Genomic DNA, 19838 nt, shown 5'->3' with positions numbered 1-19838 from the left:
CAAGTTATTTTAATGATAACTTTTTATATATAGATTAATTAGAAAGGCTTTTTATGAATTTACATATGGGTCTTGATGTAGGGTCTACTACTGTAAAAATTGTTATTACAGATGAGAATTTTAATACCCTATACCAAGTATATAGAAGACATAAGTCTGATGTTAAAGAAACTGTTAGGGTCGTTCTTAGTGAAGCTTATGAAGAGTTTAAGGACGACTATATTACTATAAATGTAACTGGTTCTGGGGGAATGTTCCTTGAAAAGTATATGGGGATCAATTTCGTCCAAGAAGTTATTGCAGAAACTGCTGCCATTAGGAAATTTATCCCAGAGACCGATGTTGTCATCGAGCTTGGTGGTGAGGATAGCAAGATTACCTACCTATCAGGTTCTGTTGAACAAAGAATGAACTCAATCTGTGCTGGAGGTACTGGTGCCTTTATAGATCAAATGGCGGCACTTCTTGATACAGATGCATCTGGTCTAAATGATTTATCAAAAAATTATAAGAAAATATACCCAATAGCTTCTCGCTGTGGGGTATTTGCAAAAACTGGTATCCAAGCCCTTATGAACCAAGGGGCAAGTCGTGAAGATATTGCAATCTCAGTCTTCCAATCGGTTGTTAACCAAACTATATCAAACCTCGCCTGTGGTAGGCCTATAAAGGGCAATGTCACATTTTTGGGTGGACCACTTCACTTTTTGCCTGCCCTAAGAGACAGGTTTGTAGAAACTTTGGGAGAAGATGGCAATACATTTAAAACCCCAGAAGATGCTCAACTTTATGTTGCAAAGGGCGCAGCTATCCTATCTGCAGAAAATGAAGAATATATTGCCTACAAAGATTTGATAAAGGAACTTAAAAAAGAATTGCCAGAAGATATGGAAATGACCAAGAAACTTGAACCACTTTTCACTTCTGAGAAAGAATACGAAGACTTTGTAGCTAGCCACAAGACAGACCAAGTAGTCTATGATGATATAGAAACTTATGAGGGACCTATATATGTAGGCATTGATGCGGGTTCTACAACTAGCAAGATGGTTTGGATTACAGAAGATGCCCACATCATCCATGAAGATTATAGAATGAATTTAGGTCGTCCACTTGAAATAGTAATATCTATGCTAAAAGATGCCTATGCAAAGAAAAATCCAAAGGCATACATAGCATCTTCTGGTATTTGTGGCTATGGGGAGGACTTCATAAAAAATGCCCTCCATGTAGATAATGGTGAGGTAGAAACCATTGCCCATTACTCAGCAGCCAAATTTTTCAATCCTAATGTAGACTTCATCCTAGATATTGGTGGCCAAGATATGAAGGCCATGCATATTAGAGAAGGGATAATCGACTCTATACAGCTTAACGAAGCTTGTTCATCAGGTTGCGGTTCATTCTTATCTACTTTCTCTGCATCAGTAGGCATGAGTGTAGAGGAATTCCAACACAAGGCACTTTTTGCCAAAGAACCAGCAGACCTAGGAAGTCGTTGTACAGTTTTTATGAACTCCAAGGTCAAACAAGCCCAAAAAGAGGGGTCAGAAGTTGGAGATATAGCGGCAGGTCTATGTTATTCTGTAATCAAAAACGCTATTCAGAAAGTTATCAAGGTCCGTGATCCAAAGTCACTTGGTGAAAATATAGTAGTCCAAGGGGGAACTTTCTACGGCGATGCTATACTAAGATCCTTTGAAAAAATCACAGGCAGAAAAACCACAAGACCAGAGATTGCTGGCCTTATGGGTGCTATGGGTATGGCCCTTATAAGCAAAGATAAGTCCACTGGTCAATCAACATTAGCAGATATAGATGAACTTGAAAACTTCACTTATAAGCAAAAAAGTGCTCGCTGTGGCCTATGCACCAATAATTGTTCCCTAATCATTAACGTATTTCCTGACGGTTCTAGATATGTAACTGGAAATAGGTGTGAAAGAGGAGCCGGTGTCAAAAAAGAAGAGACCATGGCCGATTTGAATATGTACAAATTCAAAAATAAATTACTTTTCGATAGAAAGAGCTTGGGAGATGGTGGTCGCATGGGTAGGGTTGGCATGCCTAGGGTTCTCAATATCTACGAAGATTACCCATTCTGGCACAAATTTTTCACATCTCTTGGCTTTGATGTCGTTCTTTCTGGCAAAAGTGACAGGCAAATGTATGAGAAAGGAATCTCATCAATCTCATCAGAAACAGCTTGCTATCCAGCCAAACTTGCCCACGGCCATATAGAAGATTTGGCAGCCAGAGATGACTTGGATTTGATATTTTACCCAGCTGTTTTCTACGAATACAAGCAATTTGACAAGGCTCAAAACCACATGAACTGCCCAGTAGTTTCTGGATATCCTGACCTTATCAAAAACAATGTAGAAAGCCTAGAGGGCAAAAACTATATGAATCCTTACCTATCTCTAGAGAGCGAAAAAATTATCAGAGATAGGCTCATAGAAGAATTTGCTGGCTACAGCCACAATGGCAATGTACTTGGCAAAAAAGAGATCAAAAATGCAGTTGCTCTAGCTTGGCAAGAACTCCAAGACTACCATGACCAAATAAGAATTCGTGGCAAGGAAATAATTGACTATGTAAATGCTAACAAGCTAAATGCCATAGTCCTTGCTGGCCGCCCTTACCATATTGACCCTGAAGTCAACCACGGCATACCAGAGTTAATAGAAGGAATGAAAATCCCAGTAATTTCTGAAGATGCTGTTGCCTACAACATCAAAGATATAGATGCTAAGGTTCGTGTACTTGACCAATGGTCCTACCACGCAAGACTTTATAGGGCTGCAGAATATGTAGCAGACAATCCAAACTTGCAACTAATCCAACTAAATTCCTTTGGTTGTGGTCTAGATGCTGTTACAACCGACCAAGTCCAAGACCTATTAGAAGCTCACGGCAAAATCTATACCCTACTAAAGATAGACGAAGTATCAAACCTTGGTGCTATCAAGATTAGAATAAGGTCTCTCCTCCAAGCTCTAAACCAAAAGAAAATGGAAGGAATTGAGTTTAAGACAGACCTAGATAGATTGGATTATTCTACACCAGAATTTACCAAGAAGATGGTTGAGGAAGGTTACACAATCCTTGCCCCACAAATGGCAAGAGAACACTTTAGGATATTGGCGCCAGTATTCCACCAATATGGGATAAATATTGAGTTCTTGGATACAGTAAATGACAAGGTCCTAGACCAAGGTCTAAAATACGTAAATAACGACTCCTGCTATCCATCAATTACAGTAGTTGGTCAATTTATGGAAGCTGTCAACTCTGGTAGGTACGATACCGACAAGCTTGCAATAGTGATGACCCAAACGGGTGGAGCGTGCAGGGCAAGTAACTACGTTGGCTATATTAGAAAGGGTCTTAGAGATGCGGGATATCCAGACATTCCTGTAATTGCAATCTCTGCCCAAGGAATCGAGACTAACTCAGGTTTTGACCTTAGAAAACCATCAGCCATACCATTTTTCAAAAGAGGATTTAGGGCGATAATATTTGGTGACTTGATAAACAGAGTATCAAATGCTACCAGACCTTATGAAGTGGAAAAGGGGGCAACAGATAGGCTAAAAGAAGACTGGATTAGTCGTCTTGAAGTACTTGCTCCAACAATGACAGATAGAGAGTATAAGGCGATAGTCAAGGAAATAGTAGAAGATTTTGATAACATCCCAGTAAAGGATATCAAAATACCAAAGGCAGGGATCGTAGGAGAAATCTTGGTTAAATTCTTGCCAGAAGCAAATAACAATCTACAAAAAGTCCTAGAAGCTGAGGGAGCTGAGGTAATCCTACCAGACCTCACAGACTTCTTTATGTACTGCATGAAAAACTCAGAGCTCAAAGCTGATTTGTACGGCAAGAGCAAGTTTTCTGCTGGAATTGGCAAAATCGGCATAAGCATTGTCGAATCCTACAGAAAACCAGTCAGAAAGGCCCTAAGAGAGTCAAAGAGATTTAATGAGCCAGAATACATTGACCAAATTGTAGATTACGCATCAGATGTAACAAGTCTTGGTAACCAAGCTGGTGAAGGCTGGCTACTTGCTGGTGAAATGGTAGAACTAATCCATGCTGGCGCACCAAATATAGTCTGCATCCAACCATTTGGATGCTTGCCAAACCATATCACTGGTAAGGGTGTTATGAAGAAAATCAGAGAAGAATATCCTGAAGCAAATATTGTGGCCATAGACTATGACCCAGGTGCAAGTGAAGTCAACCAAATCAACCGTGTCAAGCTAATGATGAGCCAGGCACGTGACAATTTGAAACAAAAAGAAATGGCAAATAAATAATTAATAATTGAGAGGCTCAGGCCTCTCTTTTTGATTTCAATAAAATGTCATTGATGGTATAATCTTTCTTAAGTAAAAGAAAGAGAGATATATGAAAGCTAAAAGATTTTTTATTACACTTCTTGTAATACTGCTAGGATTTTTCGGATCGAAATTTATACTAGACAGACTTGAAGCAAGCCAAAGATTCAATATCAATGGTAACGAAAATATAATAAATGATGATGCAGTAAAAAAGGAAGAAGGCCAATATTTAATACTCTTAGTTGGAGTTGACAAGAACGGCAATGACGATAACACTGACTTTACTAGAACAGATACAATCATGCTCGTAAGCGCTGACACAAAGACCGGCAATATGGAGCTTTTGTCCATACCTCGTGACTCAAGAGTGAAGATTAGAGATAAGTTTGACAAGGTAAACCACGCCCACGCTTTTGGAGGAATTGAGCTTACTATGCAAACTCTAAGGCAATTTTTGGGTCTTGATATAGACTATTATGTCCAAGTCAACTACCAAGCCTTGATAAATATAGTCGACGCCCTGGGTGGGGTAGACTACGATGTACCTGAAGGAATCAATATCCATAAAGGCAAAGTAAAAATACACCCAGGTCCAAACCACCTAGATGGTAACGAGGTTATGTGGTATCTAAGAACTAGAAACATCTATAATAATGGAGACATAGGTAGGGTCAATACCCAACAAGCTTTTGTAAAAGCTATGGTAGATGAGATGGTCAAAAAGTCAAAAGATATGAATTTGATGACCTTTATCTCAAATTACATCAAATATGTGAAAACAAATCTACCAATGAGTGCTATGCTTGATTTGGCTGGTCATATCAATAGCTTCTCATCAGATAAAATGTCTACACACACAGTTCCTGGCATGGAGCAGACAATAAATGGCACAAGCTATTGGATACCAGATTATGATAAGACCTGGCAAATTGTAGATGATAGTTATAGTAACTTCAAACTCAAAAATTGGAAAAAAGAAGATTCAGGATATGAAGAATACAAGGACTTCGGGCAAATCGAAGACCAATCACAAACATCTGGCATCACAGAAAAAAAAGATGATGGCCAAGCAGAAGAAGCCCCTGTCCCACAAACACAAACAATTCCAATGCAAAATAACAATGAAAATTGGCAAGCCCCTTCCCAAAACAACAACCAATCTTACCAAGCACCATCAGAAAATTATTCCAATACCAATGCTGATAATGGCAACTACGAAGAGTACGAAATAATAGAATATATAACAACAACCACGACAGAAGAAGTACCAGCTGAAGATGGAGAGTAGGTCCTCAAGGAGGGGAAATGGATAGGCAAAGACGTCAAAGAAAAGACCAACACATAGAAAATTATCTAAAAACTAGAGCAAGGGGAACAACCCTCCTAGACTGCGTATATATAGAGCACAATGCCCTATCAGATGTGTCAATAAAACAAATCGATACATCAGTAGAATTTATGGGACAAAAGATTGCTATGCCCCTTATGGTAGATGCAATCACAGGTGGAGGAGATTCATCAGCAAATATTAATGAAGATTTATCATCCATATGTGAAGAAATCAACATACCAATGGCTGTAGGAAGCGAATCCATAGCCCTCACAGATGAATCAAGCAGAGAGTCATTTGAGCTAGTCAAACAAAAAGAAGACCTATTTAGGATAGGTAACTTAGGATTTGAAAGAAACTATGAAGATTTCATATTTGCCAGAGACCTCATAGACGCAAAGGCCATGCAAGTCCACCTAAACATTGCTCAAGAGCTAGTGATGAAAGAAGGAGACAATGATTTCCACTCCTCAATAGATATAATAGGAGAACTAGTAGAAAAATTCCCTTATCCAATAATAGTAAAAGAAACAGGATCGGGCATATCAAAAGAAGTGGCCCAAAAACTAATAGAAAAAAACGTCAAATACATTGACGTTGCAGGCAAGGGTGGAACCAACTTCATAGAAATAGAAGACCTAAGAGACTTCGAAATGGACTACTCCGACTTATACAACTGGGGCATACCAACAGCAAAATCAATAATAGATGTCAGAAGCGCATCAGATGATGTATTCATCATAGCATCAGGCGGTATAAAAACAGCCATGGACTTAGTAAAATCAATAATCATAGGAGCAGACATGGCAGCCATGACAGGAGAAGTCCTAAACTACCTATTGCGTGGCGGCTACCAAGCCTGCGAAGATTTTCTAAAAGAAATCAACCACAAAATAAAAATAATAATGGCCCTACTAGGAGTAAGAAACATAGAAGAACTTAAAAAAGTAGACTATAAACTCATAGGAGAGCTAAGAGAATTAGTAGAAGACTAGGAAATCCCTGGTCTTTTTTCTCGGGAAAAAGAAGCAAAAAAGCTTTTTGTGATTAATAAAAAATATTTTATGTCTTATATTTAAATATTTTTTAGATATACCTTTGCACAAATGGTAGAATCCAAGGAATTACTGTTAAGATATTTTAATAAGTATGAGTAAATGCTCTTTTTCCTTTTTGTTTGACTTTTTACATGTCTTTTATTTTGTTTGTAATTTAAGGTTATACTTTCGACACCGGGGTGCAGGGCGATAGGGGCGGCAGAGGCCCCTTTTGCCCTTCCCCGGACCCCCGACCCATTTCACCCCTCTGCCACTGCGTGGTGCTGGAATTAGTAAGAATTTGCTATGCAAATTCTTACGATTTTATAGGTGAAATCTCATTATTAACTACAAAAATTGGTGTTTTCTAAATCTTGAATTTCTAAAATCGCAAACTCGCTACGCTCAAACAGTGCGATTTCTTAACGAAATTCTACGATTTGAAAACAAAACAATTTCCCCACCGCTAAGCCTATGGATTTTATACTTGTAGGCCTAGTAGTGCAGTAAATGTTGTATTAACAGTCAAAACAAAAGAATTTGCGAAGCAAACTTCTACTAATCATTGCCCCACGCAGTGGCGGTGGGGGTGTAGAAGGTATAGGGGGATCGGGGGAAAGGAAAAAGGGGTCTCCGCTACTCCTAATTCCTATCCCCCGAGGTGCAACGGTACAGCCTAAAAACCTTAACAAAATAAAAGATATTTATTCCATTGAACAAAAAAACAATTTAGTCATAGATGTTTAGAAAATATCTATCAGCCCTTATTTACTTATATTTAATCGATTTTATTGCAATTTTTCACGTTTTATATGATAATTAACCTATAAAATATAGGAAGGTGGTAAAGATGCTTAATAATGATGTAACTATTGCTTTAAGTTTTATTTTGGCAGTTATTTCACTGATATCTGTTCTGTTTACTGATAAGAAAATTCTTTTTGCCATAATTACTGTTGGTCTTTTTGGATTTTTCTATTATCAAAATTCTATACACAATGTAGCAGATAATATGACTATCGTTACCTTTGTTATGGGAATCTCTTTGTTAGCCCTTGAGATTTTCATTCCTAGTTTTGGCATTATTGGTATCATTGGTACAATTTTGACTGTCTATTCTGTTATGGATAGCTATGAAAATAGCCAAACTGGAATAGCTGTTTTAGTTTTATCTGCTCTTGCTATAATTCTTACTGTGACAATTTATGTCAAGTTAGGTTTTTCTAATAATCTTTTTGACTCTTTTGTTTTAAAGAATGAAAACTCGGCACAAAGAGGCTTCAATAGCAAAAAAGATTATAGTGAATTGATAGGCAAGACTGGCAAATCTAAGACTATTCTTAGACCGACAGGTAGAGTTGAGATTGATGGCATATCCTATGATGCAAAGAGCGATTCCGATTTTATCGGAAAAGAGAAAGATGTTGAGGTTACTGGCATTCGTGATGGCCACATAATAGTAAAGGAGAAAATATGGACTTTATAATACCAGCAGCAATTATAATAATCGTACTAATAGTATTTTTCACAATGGTTCCAGTGGGACTTTGGATCACAGCTAGATTTTCTGGAGTTAATATTTCTATGGCAAGCCTTGTTGCTATGCGTTTTAGAAGGCTAAATCCTAATCTAATTGTAAATGCCCTTATCAAATCCCACCAAGCAGGTATACCAATTAGAACAGAAGATTTGGAAAGTCACTACCTAGCTGGAGGTAATATCAACCAAGTTGTTGATGCCCTTATAGCAGCAGAACGTGCCAACATTGACCTAACTTTTGAACAAGCAGCAGCAATAGATCTTGCTGGCCGTAATGTTTTTGAAGCTGTACAAGTTTCTGTAACACCAAAGGTTATCAATACACCAGTGATTGCAGCAGTAGCAAAAAATGGTATTGAAGTAAAGGTTATTGCAAAAGTAACAGTTCGTGCCAATATCGATAGACTTGTCGGTGGTGCAGGTGAGGAAACAATCATAGCCCGTGTTGGTGAAGGTATTGTAACAACAGTTGGTTCTGCAGATTCTCACGCTCAAGTATTGGAAAACCCAGACAATATTTCCCAAACAGTTCTACTAAAGGGTCTTGATTCTGGTACTGCTTATGAAATCTTATCAATAGACATAGCAGATGTGGATGTTGGACGTAACGTTGGTGCAGAACTTCAACGTGACCAAGCTGAAGCTGACAAGAACATTGCCCAAGCGAAGGCCGAAGAACGTCGTGCCCAAGCTATCGCCCTTGAACAAGAAAATAAGGCAAAAGTTGTGGAAGCAGAAGCGAGAATACCAGAAGCAATTGCAAAAGCCTTTGAAGAAGGCAATCTTGGTATCATGGACTATTACAATATGAGAAATGTTAATGCGGATACAAGAATGCGTGAAAGCCTATCAGATGTAGATTCTGGTGATTTTGATGTCTAGGAAAAACAAGAAACAAAATAACTACAAATCTTTTGATGATTGGCTAAATTCTGCCAGGAAGTCTATTAATGAATTTAAAGAAGAAATTGAAAGAGAACTTGAAGAAGAGGAGAATAAGAAAAAATCTTTAGAATCCTCTGACAAAAAGACAGTATACAGGAGATTTTCTGATAATGCTGACCTAAATGAGATTTTCCCAAGACCACAAAATTCTAAGTCAGCTCAAAGCATAATGGACAAGAAATCCCATGAAGGCAAGGTTAATACAAGAGGAAGCATAGAAGGAAGTCCTATTATGGGGCACGAAGGAGATCCAGTAAACCCAGAGCTTAGGAAAAGACTAGAAGAAAAAAGACGTGCTGAAAGAATGAAAGCTAGAGAAGAATCAAAGAAGAATTCTAGCCAAAGCTATAAGAGAAAATCTGTCAAAAAAGCTGAGAAAAAAGCACAAATATCTGATTTCAAAAAGTCTTTAAAAAACAAAGAAACATTTAGAAAGGCTATCCTTGCATCAGAAATCCTAGGCCCTCCACTTTCTAAAAGAAATAATCATTAAAAAAGGTATAATATAAGCATTAGAAAGCAATCGGAGGGATTGATATTAATAGAAGTATTAAGATAGATAATCAAAATGATATAAGAACCCTATTTGGAAATTTTGATTCAAATAGAAAATATATAGAGGAACGTTTCAATACAAAAATAAAACTTGCTGACGATGGCATTGATATATGTGGCGAAGGCATAAATACAGAATTTGCCAAAGAGTTAATCATAGAATTATTAAACGAAATCAATAAAAATGGTTCTATCGACTTTCAAAAGATAAAATACCACGCAGATATGCTAGAGCGTGAAAACAAGGATGTCATAAAACAAGCCTTGGATGATGCAATCATCACAACTGCTACAGGCAAACCTATCAAGCCAAAGACCTTGGGCCAACAAGCATACATCGAAAAGATCAAAAACAATGATGTGGTATTTGGCATAGGTCCTGCTGGTACCGGCAAAACCTACCTTGCAGTAGCCATGGCAGTAAGGAGTTTCAAACAAGGTGAAGTCAATAGAATAATCTTGACTCGTCCTGCAGTTGAAGCAGGTGAAAGCCTTGGTTTCTTGCCAGGAGATCTTCAAGATAAGGTTGACCCATATCTTAGACCACTTTATGATGGACTTTTTGAAATCCTAGGCTATGAAACCTACCAAGGATTTGTAGAAAAAGGCATGATAGAAGTTGCTCCCCTTGCCTATATGAGGGGTAGGACCTTGGACAATGCCTTTGTAATCCTAGATGAAGCCCAAAACACCACAAGTGAACAAATGAAGATGTTCTTAACTCGTTTGGGCTACGGTTCAAAGGCCATCATAACAGGAGATAAGACCCAGGTGGACCTTCCTAGAGGTAGGATGAGTGGATTAAAGACAGCCGAACGCATATTAAAAAATATCAAGGGCATTGGATTTCAAAACTTCTCATCAATAGATGTTGTAAGACACCCACTTGTCCAAAAGATAATCGACGCTTACGACAGAGATGACCAGGAAAAAGAAGCAAAAAGACTCCAAGCAAAGAACAAAGAGGAAAGCCAAGAGTAGGTAGACTAATGAATCTTTTAATCACAAATGAAACCAATGAAAAAATAGAAATGGATGATAAATTAGAAAGCGTTATAAAAACAGTCCTTGAAACCGAGGGTCTTTCTTTGGCTTATGAAGTTTCTATTACTTTTGTCGATAAAGATGAGATTCACCAATTAAATAAAGAATTTAGGAATGTAGATAGGCCAACAGATGTCCTATCTTTTCCTATGGATACAGACTTTGTAGTTGAGGGTGTGGATGCCATGCTTGGCGATATTGTCATCTGTATGGATGTAGCCAAGGAGCAAGCAAATGACCTAGGCCACAGTCTAGATCGTGAGATCATGTATCTAACCTGCCATTCCACCTTGCATCTTTTGGGCTACGATCATATGACAGATGATGAAAAAAAAGAAATGCGCACCCGTGAAAAAGAAGTTATGAAAATCTTGGGAGTCTTCAAAAATGAATAATAAGACTGACAGAGATCTTCTAAAAGAAGAATTAAAAAATGAAATATTAGAGGAGTGGCGCAGAGAAGAAGATAAGAAAGAAGCTGCCCAGCAAGAATTGCATGAGAGGAATTTTGAAAAAGAAGAACTTTCCCATGGGCAAAAGTTCCTAAAAGGCTTTGACTATGCCTATGAGGGCTTGGTTTGGGCTATCAACCATGAGAAAAATATGAAATTCCACTTGCTGATACTAGCCATACTTCTTGTAGGATCATTATTTTTTAACCTATCTAGGGTTGAGATGATCACTTTAGTATTTGCAGTTTGCTTTGTCCTAGGATTTGAACTTTTGAACACTTCCATTGAACAGGCAGTAAACCTAGCCAGTGGAGGCAAGTATTCGTCCTTTGCCAAGGCTAGTAAGGACCTGTCAGCTGCTGCAACCTTTATAGCAGCCTTAAATGCACTTTTTGTTGCATATATGATATTTTTTGACAAATTTTTGGACTTTTACAATTCGGTTTTTGCAAGAATTACTAGAAGACCATCACATTTGGCAGTCATTACCATAGCCTTGGTTATTGTAGTTACTATATTTTTAAAGGGTGTTTTCTATGAAGGACATGGGACAGCCTTTAAGGGTGGCTTTGTTAGTGGACATACTTCGCTGGCATTTTGTATTGCTACCATAGGCATTCTCTTGGTAGATGAACCACTAGTAAGGCTAATGTTTGCAGGTATTGCTGTTATAGTTGCAGAAAGTAGGTATGAAGCTGACATTCACTCCATACCAGAAATAATAAGAGGAGCCATACTTGGTACATCCATGGCTATGGCTATATTTGGGATATTTTCATGAACGAGATTAAAAAATTAATACAAATTGCCCTAGACAACAAGGAAAACTCCTACTCTCCCTATTCACATTTTAGGGTTTCATCAGTAGTAAAGACTAAGTCAGGCTCTATATATAAGGGAGTAAATATTGAAAATGCTGCATATTCACCAAGTCTTTGTGCCGAAAGATCAGCAATGAGTGCGGCCATCAGCAATGGTGAAAGAGACTTTTCCTATATTGTCATAAATGGCGATAGCAAGGATACTTTTCCTTGTGGAGTTTGCAGGCAATTCATCAGAGAATTTGCAGATTCTGATACAAAAATTGTAATAGCAAATTCTATAGATGATTACAAAGAATACACAATAGAAGAACTTTTGCCATATAGTTTTTCAAATGAGGACTTAAAAGATATATGAAATCAGGATTTATATCAGTAGTAGGCAGAGCCAATGTTGGCAAATCAACCCTTATGGCCAAGATCTTGGGTGAGAAGATTTCTATAATTTCCAACAAGGCCCAAACTACCAGAGATAAAATACAAATAATATATAACGATGAGGAAAGCCAAATCATATTTATCGACACACCAGGTATCCAAACCCCATCCAACAAGCTTCAAGAAAAACTCTTTGAATTTTCAGAAGAAAGCTTGAAAGAATCGGATATAGTTACCTTTGTAGTGGATAATTCCTTAGAAATCGGTAGGCTTGATAAAGAGATTATAGCTATGCTTGAAAGAATTCGCCTTCCTAAAATCCTAGTCATAAACAAAGTTGACTTATTAAGGGAAGATGAACTTGACCAAATCAAAGAAAAATACCAAGCCATGGATATGTTTGATCAAATTATTGGGATTTCAGCACTAGAAGATAAAAATGTCAAGGCTTACATAGAAGCTATCAAGTCCATGCTAGATGAGGGGCCAGCCTATTACGATAGGGATATGATAACTGATAAGAGCGAACGCTTTATTGTATCAGAAATAATTCGTGAAAAGGCTCTAAATAACCTAAGCGAAGAAGTTCCTCATGGCATAGCCGTTCGCATAGATAATTTCAAAGAAAGAGAAAACAAGAGACTTATTGATATTGATGCTACAATCATAGTTGAAAGGAATTCTCACAAGGAAATTGTCATCGGCAAGGGGGGATCTATGGTCAAAAAAATCGGCATGGAAGCTAGAAAAGAGATCGAGACCTTCCTAGACTCAAAGGTCAATTTAAAGCTATGGGTCAAGGTTGAAAAAGATTGGCGTAAAAAAGAAAAAATGGTGGATAGATTTGGCTACAAATGACCTATCAGATGTGACAGGATTTATCCTAAGAGAATTCCCCTACAAGGAAACAAGCAAAATCTTGGAAGTTTTCACCAGGGAATACGGTAAAATTTCCATAATAGCCAAGGGAATCAATGGAAAAAACAAATCATCTGCTACAAGTAGGCGCTTTGCCAAGGTCAACGTTAACCTCTATAAGTCTGGCAAGGACTTTTATGGCCTTAAGGAAATTAGCCTTATCAATGCCTACAATAAGTCTAACAAAAATTTTGATGTGATATTGTATAAGTCGGCCATAGCAGACCTTTTATTAAGGACTATAGACCAAACTCAAATTGATGTGGTCTATAGGCTCTTGAATAATAGTTTTTTGGCCTTTGAAAATGCAAGAGAAAACCAGTTAAATATTTTCTTGGCCTTTCTTTTGAAATATATATCATTTTCAGGATTTAAGCCAAATCTATCAACTTGCGGTGTTTGTGGGAAAAAGATTAAAAATGAGGACTTGTATTTTTCCAATAGTCAAGCCTCTTTGATTTGTTCCGATGACAAATACCAGATTTATGATAAAATTTTTCTTACAAAAGAAGAATTTGTCTACCTTAAAAAATTATTATATACAAATTCAGAAGAACTTTCTTCTGTAAACTTAGTCAAATCAGTGGACAAAATGACTAAGCTAATTATTGACTACACCCTAGATAAGCTTGAAATAGCTAGATTTTCATCTATTGACTGGGTGTATAAGAAAGCTTTCGAAAGGAATTAATATGCTTTATTTTGAAGATTTAATACTAAAACTAGAACAGTATTGGATAGAAGCTGGCTGCTCGGTTATGTTTTCTTACGATACAGAAAAAGGTGCAGGAACTATGAACCCTCACACCTTCCTAAGGGCTCTTGGCCCAGAACCATGGTCAGTTGTTTATGTTGAGCCAAGCCGCCGTCCAGCAGATGGTCGCTATGGTGAAAACCCAAATAGGCTCTACCAACATCATCAACTCCAAGTGCTCTTGAAACCAACACCAGAAAATATCCAAGACCTATACCTTAAATGCCTAGAAACCATAGGCATTGATCCAAAAGAACACGACATCCGTTTTGTAGAGGACAACTGGGAATCACCAACTCTAGGAGCTTGGGGCCTTGGTTGGGAAGTATGGCTTGATGGTATGGAAATCACCCAATTTACTTATTTCCAACAAGTTGGAGGCATCAACTGCGAGATTGAAAGTGGAGAGATTACCATTGGCCTAGAAAGACTTTGCATGTACCTACAAAATGTAGAAAGTGTTTATGACATCAAATGGTCAGAGAACTTGACATATGGAGATGTCTTCAAACAAGCAGAATATGAGAATTCAAAGTATTCATTTGAAGATGCTGATAGTGATCTTTTGATGGAATTATTTGATATTTACGAAAAGGAAGCAAACAGACTCATTGACCTAGGCCTCATATATCCAGCCTATGACAATGTCCTAAAAACCAGCCACACCTTTAATACTCTAGATGCAAAAGGGGCCATTTCAGTATCTGAAAGAAGCCACTATATCAAAAGAGTTCGTGATGTGAGCAGTAAGGTTGCACAAAGATATTTAGAAATCAGAGAAGAGCAAGGATACCCTCTTCTAAGAAAGGATAATGATGAGTAGATACTTATTAGAAATCGGTGTAGAAGAGATACCTTCAGATTATATTGACAAGACAAAGAGTCAACTAAAGGAAAAATTTGAAAAATTATTAGAAGAAAATAAACTTACTTACGATCAAGTAAGGGTAGAATCAACTCCTAGAAGATTTGCCATATTTATAGAAAATGTAAATGCCAATGAATCTAGGGAGAAGATTTCAGTCAAAGGTCCTAATGCAAAGATTGCCTATGATGAAAATGGAGAACCTACTAAGCCACTATTGGGCTTTCTTAGAGGACAAAAGGCAGAACTTTCTGATGTCATAGTAAAAGACTTCAAAGGCTCTGACTATATCTTCATAGAAAAAGAAGAAGAGAGCAAATCAGTAGCAGATGTACTCAAAGAAAATGTCTATGACCTAGTAAAATCTATTTCATTTAATAGGTCTATGCGCTGGGGAGGCAAATCAATCAGATGGGCTAGGCCAATCAGATACTTTGTGTCTATCCTAGATGATCAAATTCTAGACTTTGATGCAGAAGGCATAAGAGTATCCAATGTCACAAAAGGACACAGAAGCCTTGGATCTGACCATATTGAGATAGACAAAATCGAAAACTATGAAAAACTACTAAAAGAAAACTATGTAATCCTTCCTTACAAGGAAAGAAGAGACATCATCCTTCGTGGCCTAAATAAACACGATATGGAAAAGGGTGGGGAGTACATGAAAGATGAGGCCCTACTTGATGAAGTTATAAACATAGTAGAATATCCAACAGTACTAATTGGAGATATCGACCAAAAATATCTATCACTTCCAAAGGAAGTCATAGTAACACCAATGAAAGATCACCAAAGATATTTCCCAATGCTTGATGAAAACAAAAATCTTATGCCATACTTTATGCTGGTAAGAAATGGCGATGACAACCACAGTGAAAATGTAGTAGAAGGAAACAAAAAAGTATTGGTGGCAAGGCTTGAAGATGCCAAGTTCTTCTACGAACAAGATACAAATAAAAACTTAGAAGAATACGTAGAAGAATTGAAGAGTCTAACATTCTTTGAAGGCTTAGGTTCCATGTACCAAAAGACCCAAAGACTAGTGGAATTAACAGAAAAATTCCAACAAGAACTAAATCTTGGAGATGACATCAAAGAAGATCTAGCTCGTGCCTCCTACCTAGCAAAAGCAGACCTAGTTACAAAAATGGTAGTCGAGTTTACAGAACTACAAGGAACTATGGGCAAGATTTACGCTAAAGCATCTGGAGAAGACCAAAGAGTAGCCAATGCCATAGAAGAACAATACAAGCCAAAATCAGCAAATGACGACCTACCAGAATCAATGGTAGGCATAGTCCTATCCCTTGCTGACAAGATGGACTCAATTGTAGGCCTATACGCCATAGAAAAATATGTAACAGGTAGCCAAGACCCATTTGCCCTAAGAAGAGCAGCCCTTGGATTTATCAATATTATCTTGGCAAACAATATAAACGTAGATTTAAAAGCGTTAGTAAACGATGCTCTTATAGTTTATACAGAGAAAAATGGTCTTGCATTTGACTATGACCAAACCATGCAAAAGACCCTTGACTTTATCAAAGACAGGCTAAAAAATATGCTTATTGATGAAGGCTATAGATACGATGTTGTAAATGCTGTGATTAACACAAGCGATTCCAACATCCTAAAGATAGACCAAAAAGTCAAAGCAGTAAGTGATTTTATCAAAGATAATGATAGAGATTTAGAGTATTTCACAAGAATAATTAATCTAACTAAGAATTCTAACGACACAAATATTGACACAAATATTCTCGAAAATGATTTGGAAAAAGAATTCTATGAAGAAATAGTAAATCTTCCTGAAAATGGTCTTGCAACAAATGATGATTACAAAAATGAACTAGAGCTTCTTGCTAAAACAGGTGCAATTGGTAATAACTACCTAGACAATACAATGATAAATGTAGAAGATGAGGCCTTAAAATCAACAAGATTAGCTATGCTAAACGTCTTGGCTAAGAGAATAAAAAAGGTATTTGACGTAAACGAAATTGTAAGATAGGAGATATGTATGCAAGATTGTCTAACTATTATAATAATTAGTGACTCGACAGGTGAGACTGCAAACACCTACCTAAAATCAGTAACAACTCAGTTTCCAGATCTTGAGACAAGGATTATAAGACGTCCTGATATCAGAAGCAAGGACGAAATCGACGAAATCATTAAAGAAATTCCGGAATATTCTCTGATAGTCCAAACGATAGCAGATTATGACCTAGCACAATACCTAAGAGAGCTTTCTGTAAAAAACAATATCGAAGTCTTAGATATCTTGGACTTTGGCATAGAAAAGTTTGAAAAAATCACAGGCAAAAAGGCTGTCAGAGAACCAGGCCTCACTCGTGCCCTATCTCAAGATTATTTCAATATGATAGAAGCGATAGAATTTGCCATCCAATACGACGATGGCAAGGATCCTAGGGGATACTTAAAATCTGATATAGTTTTACTTGGAGTAAGCAGAACCAGCAAAACTCCAACAACAATGATTTTATCAACCAAAAACTACAAGGTTTCAAATTTGCCTTTGGTACCAGAATCTAGATTGCCTCAAGAAATATTTGAAGTTGATCCAAGAAGGATAATTGGACTAATCATAGATCCAGACAAACTTGCTGACATAAGAGAGTCTAGGACCTTGGAATTGGGTCTTATAGGCAACTCAGTATACTACAAAGACCAGAGAATCCAAGCAGAACTAGCCTATGCCAAGGAAGTTTTCAAAGACTTGGATTGCAAGGTCATAGACGTAACCAACAACACTATAGAACAAACAGCAACAGAAATCGAAAGCTATTACAAGTCACAATTTGGCGAAGAAAATTAAAAAAGATAGGAAGTATAAATGAGCTTAAACAAAATTATTGTCCTAAACTTTGGGGGCCAAACAGACCAACTAATCGTAAGAAGGGTCAGAGAACTTGGAGTATACGCCGAGCTACACCCATGTGATGTAGACATAGCTTCCCTGGACTTAGAGGGACTAGCAGGCATAATACTCACAGGTGGACCACAATCAGTAAACGATGCACAAAGTCTCAGAGCAGATAAGAAAATATTTGAACTTGGAGTGCCAATACTTGGTATTTGTTATGGACTCCAATACATCAACCATATCTTTTGTGGAGAAATCGAAACACCAAAAAACGGTGAATACGGCAAAACTCCACTATTTGTAGACAAAAATTCAAGCCTTTTCCAAAATGTTCCACAAGAATCAACCATATGGATGAACCATAGAGACAGAGTAAGTAAAATTGCTGAAGGCTTTAAGAAAACAGCATGGACCCTAAACTGCCCAGTAGCTGGAATGGAAAACAAAGACAAAGACATCTATGCAGTCCAATTTCACCCGGAAGTAGTCCACTCAGAATACGGCAAAATCATGATAGCAAACTTTGTCCTAAACATATGCAAAGCTGAGCAAACATGGAAAATGGACGATTATGCTAAAAAAATGATAGAAGAAATCAAGGAAAAATACTCTGGCGAAAAAATGATCTGTGCTCTATCAGGCGGAGTAGACTCCTCAGTAGCAGCAACCATAGTATCAAAAGCTATAGGAGATAATCTCCAATGCGTATTTGTAGACCACGGTCTACTTCGCAAAAACGAAGCTGAAGAAGTCATGGAAACTTACAAAAACTTAGGACTAAGGGTAAAAAAAGTAGACGCAGCAAAGGAATTCTTGGACCTACTAAAAGGAGTGGATGACCCAGAAACAAAAAGAAAAATCATAGGCAACCACTTCGTAGAAGTATTCGAAAGAGAAGCCAAAGAATTTGGAGATGCCAAATATCTAGTCCAAGGAACAATCTATCCAGACGTTATAGAATCTGGAAAAGACAAAGCAAGCGTCATCAAAAGCCACCACAACGTCGGCGGTTTACCAGAAGATATGCTCTTTGAAGGACTAGTAGAACCCCTAAGAGACCTCTTCAAAGATGAAGTACGCGCCCTAGGAGAATCCATAGGAGTACCACACGATATGGTATGGCGCCAACCATTCCCAGGACCAGGACTAGGAATTAGAGTAATGGGCGATATCACAGAAGAAAAACTAGAAATAGTAAGAGAAACAGATGCCATTCTAAGAGAAGAAATCAAAAACTATGGACTTGTCGAAGACGTGTGGCAATACTTCACAGTATGGACTCCAATCAAAACAGTAGGAGTAAAAGGAGACGCTAGAGTCTACGAAAACGTCATAGCAATAAGAGCAGTAGAAAGCACCGACGCCATGACAGTAGAAGCATCCAACCTACCATTCGACCTACTCCAAACCCTATCAAGTAGAATGATAAACGAAGTAGCAGGAGTTGGTAGAGTAGTGTATGATATAACCTCAAAACCACCTGGAACTATTGAATGGGAGTAGTTAAAAACAGACTTTAAAGCCTTATAAATAGCCGTTTTGCAACTGCTATGCTTGCAAAATGCTTGCAAATTTTAGAAATTGGTCACCTGAAGAATAATTTTCAAGGAATACAAAAAGCAACTAAGAGAAAATCCTAGTTGCTTTTTTGTTTTTTATCATTTATAAGTTTAATGCTGCTTTCATCGAAACTGCCAACAAATCTGTGGCGATGGTTTTAGTAACTTCTAATGTAAATGGCAGAGCTTTATCTTTAATTATCTTCTTGACATTATTCCATGTAGTATCTTCTCTAATTTTATCTAAAAAATCATGTCCTTCCCAAGTTAATGAACCAACTGAAAAAAAGTATAATGAGTTATCAGCATATTGAGCACTATAGTAATCGATCAATCCAGCTTCATTTAAAATTTTACAATGTAAATGATAAACTAAAAGTGGTCCAATAATCGATTAATTCT

General features: G+C 37.4%; 17 protein-coding genes. 16 read left to right on the top strand and 1 reads right to left on the bottom strand.

Annotated features, from left to right (window positions below):
* Nucleotides 1-53: 53 nt before the first annotated feature.
* From BQ7474_RS08310 to guaA, 16 genes are all read left to right on the top strand, one after another.
* Nucleotides 54-4325, top strand: a complete 4272-nt coding sequence (locus BQ7474_RS08310; RefSeq protein ID WP_073998397.1) for a 2-hydroxyacyl-CoA dehydratase — start codon at nt 54-56, stop codon at nt 4323-4325.
* A gap of 91 nt (nt 4326-4416) precedes the next feature.
* The gene (locus BQ7474_RS08305) at nt 4417-5637 is read left to right on the top strand and encodes an LCP family protein (protein WP_073998396.1); all 1221 of its coding nucleotides are present in this window, start codon (nt 4417-4419) and stop codon (nt 5635-5637) included.
* 17 nt (nt 5638-5654) lie between these two features.
* Nucleotides 5655-6674, top strand: a complete 1020-nt coding sequence (fni, locus tag BQ7474_RS08300) for a type 2 isopentenyl-diphosphate Delta-isomerase (protein WP_073998395.1) — start codon at nt 5655-5657, stop codon at nt 6672-6674.
* Between the two features lie 892 nt (nt 6675-7566).
* Nucleotides 7567-8202 (top strand): NfeD family protein, encoded by a 636-nt coding sequence (locus BQ7474_RS08290; RefSeq protein ID WP_073998393.1) that lies wholly within the window; start codon nt 7567-7569, stop codon nt 8200-8202.
* Complete coding sequence (gene floA, locus BQ7474_RS08285; RefSeq protein ID WP_073998392.1) at nt 8190-9137, top strand: flotillin-like protein FloA; 948 nt, start codon at nt 8190-8192, stop codon at nt 9135-9137. Before BQ7474_RS08290 ends, floA begins: the two co-directional genes overlap by 13 nt.
* On the top strand, nt 9130-9693 hold the full coding sequence (locus BQ7474_RS08280; RefSeq protein WP_073998391.1) for a hypothetical protein: 564 nt from the start codon (nt 9130-9132) through the stop codon (nt 9691-9693). Before floA ends, BQ7474_RS08280 begins: the two co-directional genes overlap by 8 nt.
* Before the next feature lie 80 nt (nt 9694-9773).
* On the top strand, nt 9774-10736 hold the full coding sequence (locus BQ7474_RS08275; RefSeq protein WP_177343677.1) for a PhoH family protein: 963 nt from the start codon (nt 9774-9776) through the stop codon (nt 10734-10736).
* 8 nt (nt 10737-10744) lie between these two features.
* Nucleotides 10745-11194 (top strand): rRNA maturation RNase YbeY, encoded by a 450-nt coding sequence (gene ybeY, locus BQ7474_RS08270; RefSeq protein ID WP_073998389.1) that lies wholly within the window; start codon nt 10745-10747, stop codon nt 11192-11194.
* Nucleotides 11187-12032: a diacylglycerol kinase gene (locus BQ7474_RS08265; protein ID WP_073998388.1), complete on the top strand. Its 846-nt coding sequence runs from the start codon at nt 11187-11189 to the stop codon at nt 12030-12032. Before ybeY ends, BQ7474_RS08265 begins: the two co-directional genes overlap by 8 nt.
* Nucleotides 12029-12430, top strand: coding sequence for a cytidine deaminase (gene cdd / locus BQ7474_RS08260; RefSeq protein ID WP_073998387.1), 402 nt, complete (start codon nt 12029-12031; stop codon nt 12428-12430). Before BQ7474_RS08265 ends, cdd begins: the two co-directional genes overlap by 4 nt.
* Nucleotides 12427-13308, top strand: a complete 882-nt coding sequence (era, locus tag BQ7474_RS08255; RefSeq protein WP_073998386.1) for a GTPase Era — start codon at nt 12427-12429, stop codon at nt 13306-13308. The genes cdd and era overlap by 4 nt, the downstream gene beginning before the upstream one ends.
* A complete protein-coding gene (gene recO, locus BQ7474_RS08250) occupies nt 13253-14059 on the top strand; it encodes a DNA repair protein RecO (protein WP_328585403.1) in 807 nt (268 codons plus the stop codon). The genes era and recO overlap by 56 nt, the downstream gene beginning before the upstream one ends.
* A gap of 1 nt (nt 14060) precedes the next feature.
* The gene (gene glyQ / locus BQ7474_RS08245; RefSeq protein WP_044566499.1) at nt 14061-14945 is read left to right on the top strand and encodes a glycine--tRNA ligase subunit alpha; all 885 of its coding nucleotides are present in this window, start codon (nt 14061-14063) and stop codon (nt 14943-14945) included.
* Nucleotides 14938-17001: a glycine--tRNA ligase subunit beta gene (gene glyS / locus BQ7474_RS08240; protein WP_073998385.1), complete on the top strand. Its 2064-nt coding sequence runs from the start codon at nt 14938-14940 to the stop codon at nt 16999-17001. The genes glyQ and glyS overlap by 8 nt, the downstream gene beginning before the upstream one ends.
* Before the next feature lie 9 nt (nt 17002-17010).
* Nucleotides 17011-17829 (top strand): pyruvate, water dikinase regulatory protein, encoded by an 819-nt coding sequence (locus BQ7474_RS08235; protein ID WP_073998384.1) that lies wholly within the window; start codon nt 17011-17013, stop codon nt 17827-17829.
* An 18-nt stretch (nt 17830-17847) separates the two neighbouring features.
* Entirely contained in the window at nt 17848-19380 is a 1533-nt protein-coding gene (guaA, locus tag BQ7474_RS08230; protein ID WP_073998383.1) for a glutamine-hydrolyzing GMP synthase, read from the top strand.
* 159 nt (nt 19381-19539) lie between these two features.
* Here guaA and BQ7474_RS08225 read toward each other — a convergent pair whose 3' ends face one another.
* Entirely contained in the window at nt 19540-19788 is a 249-nt protein-coding gene (locus BQ7474_RS08225; protein ID WP_073998382.1) for a DUF2513 domain-containing protein, read from the bottom strand.
* Nucleotides 19789-19838 lie beyond the last annotated feature (50 nt).

This window comes from Anaerococcus urinomassiliensis, from assembly GCF_900128425.1.
Taxonomy (GTDB): Bacteria; Bacillota; Clostridia; order Tissierellales; family Peptoniphilaceae; genus Anaerococcus; species Anaerococcus urinomassiliensis.
The sequence above is the reverse complement of the archived record's forward strand: the minus strand, read 5'-3'. Positions and strand labels throughout refer to the sequence as shown.

What these genes read in the sequence shown, in the direction of transcription:
- BQ7474_RS08310 (WP_073998397.1), top strand. Translation starts at nt 54, where the DNA reads ATGAATTTACATATGGGTCTTGATGTAGGGTCTACTACTGTAAAAATT.
- BQ7474_RS08305 (WP_073998396.1), top strand. Translation starts at nt 4,417, where the DNA reads ATGAAAGCTAAAAGATTTTTTATTACACTTCTTGTAATACTGCTAGGA.
- fni (WP_073998395.1), top strand. Translation starts at nt 5,655, where the DNA reads ATGGATAGGCAAAGACGTCAAAGAAAAGACCAACACATAGAAAATTAT.
- BQ7474_RS08290 (WP_073998393.1), top strand. Translation starts at nt 7,567, where the DNA reads ATGCTTAATAATGATGTAACTATTGCTTTAAGTTTTATTTTGGCAGTT.
- floA (WP_073998392.1), top strand. Translation starts at nt 8,190, where the DNA reads ATGGACTTTATAATACCAGCAGCAATTATAATAATCGTACTAATAGTA.
- BQ7474_RS08280 (WP_073998391.1), top strand. Translation starts at nt 9,130, where the DNA reads ATGTCTAGGAAAAACAAGAAACAAAATAACTACAAATCTTTTGATGAT.
- ybeY (WP_073998389.1), top strand. Translation starts at nt 10,745, where the DNA reads ATGAATCTTTTAATCACAAATGAAACCAATGAAAAAATAGAAATGGAT.
- BQ7474_RS08265 (WP_073998388.1), top strand. Translation starts at nt 11,187, where the DNA reads ATGAATAATAAGACTGACAGAGATCTTCTAAAAGAAGAATTAAAAAAT.
- cdd (WP_073998387.1), top strand. Translation starts at nt 12,029, where the DNA reads ATGAACGAGATTAAAAAATTAATACAAATTGCCCTAGACAACAAGGAA.
- era (WP_073998386.1), top strand. Translation starts at nt 12,427, where the DNA reads ATGAAATCAGGATTTATATCAGTAGTAGGCAGAGCCAATGTTGGCAAA.
- glyQ (WP_044566499.1), top strand. Translation starts at nt 14,061, where the DNA reads ATGCTTTATTTTGAAGATTTAATACTAAAACTAGAACAGTATTGGATA.
- glyS (WP_073998385.1), top strand. Translation starts at nt 14,938, where the DNA reads ATGAGTAGATACTTATTAGAAATCGGTGTAGAAGAGATACCTTCAGAT.
- BQ7474_RS08235 (WP_073998384.1), top strand. Translation starts at nt 17,011, where the DNA reads ATGCAAGATTGTCTAACTATTATAATAATTAGTGACTCGACAGGTGAG.
- guaA (WP_073998383.1), top strand. Translation starts at nt 17,848, where the DNA reads ATGAGCTTAAACAAAATTATTGTCCTAAACTTTGGGGGCCAAACAGAC.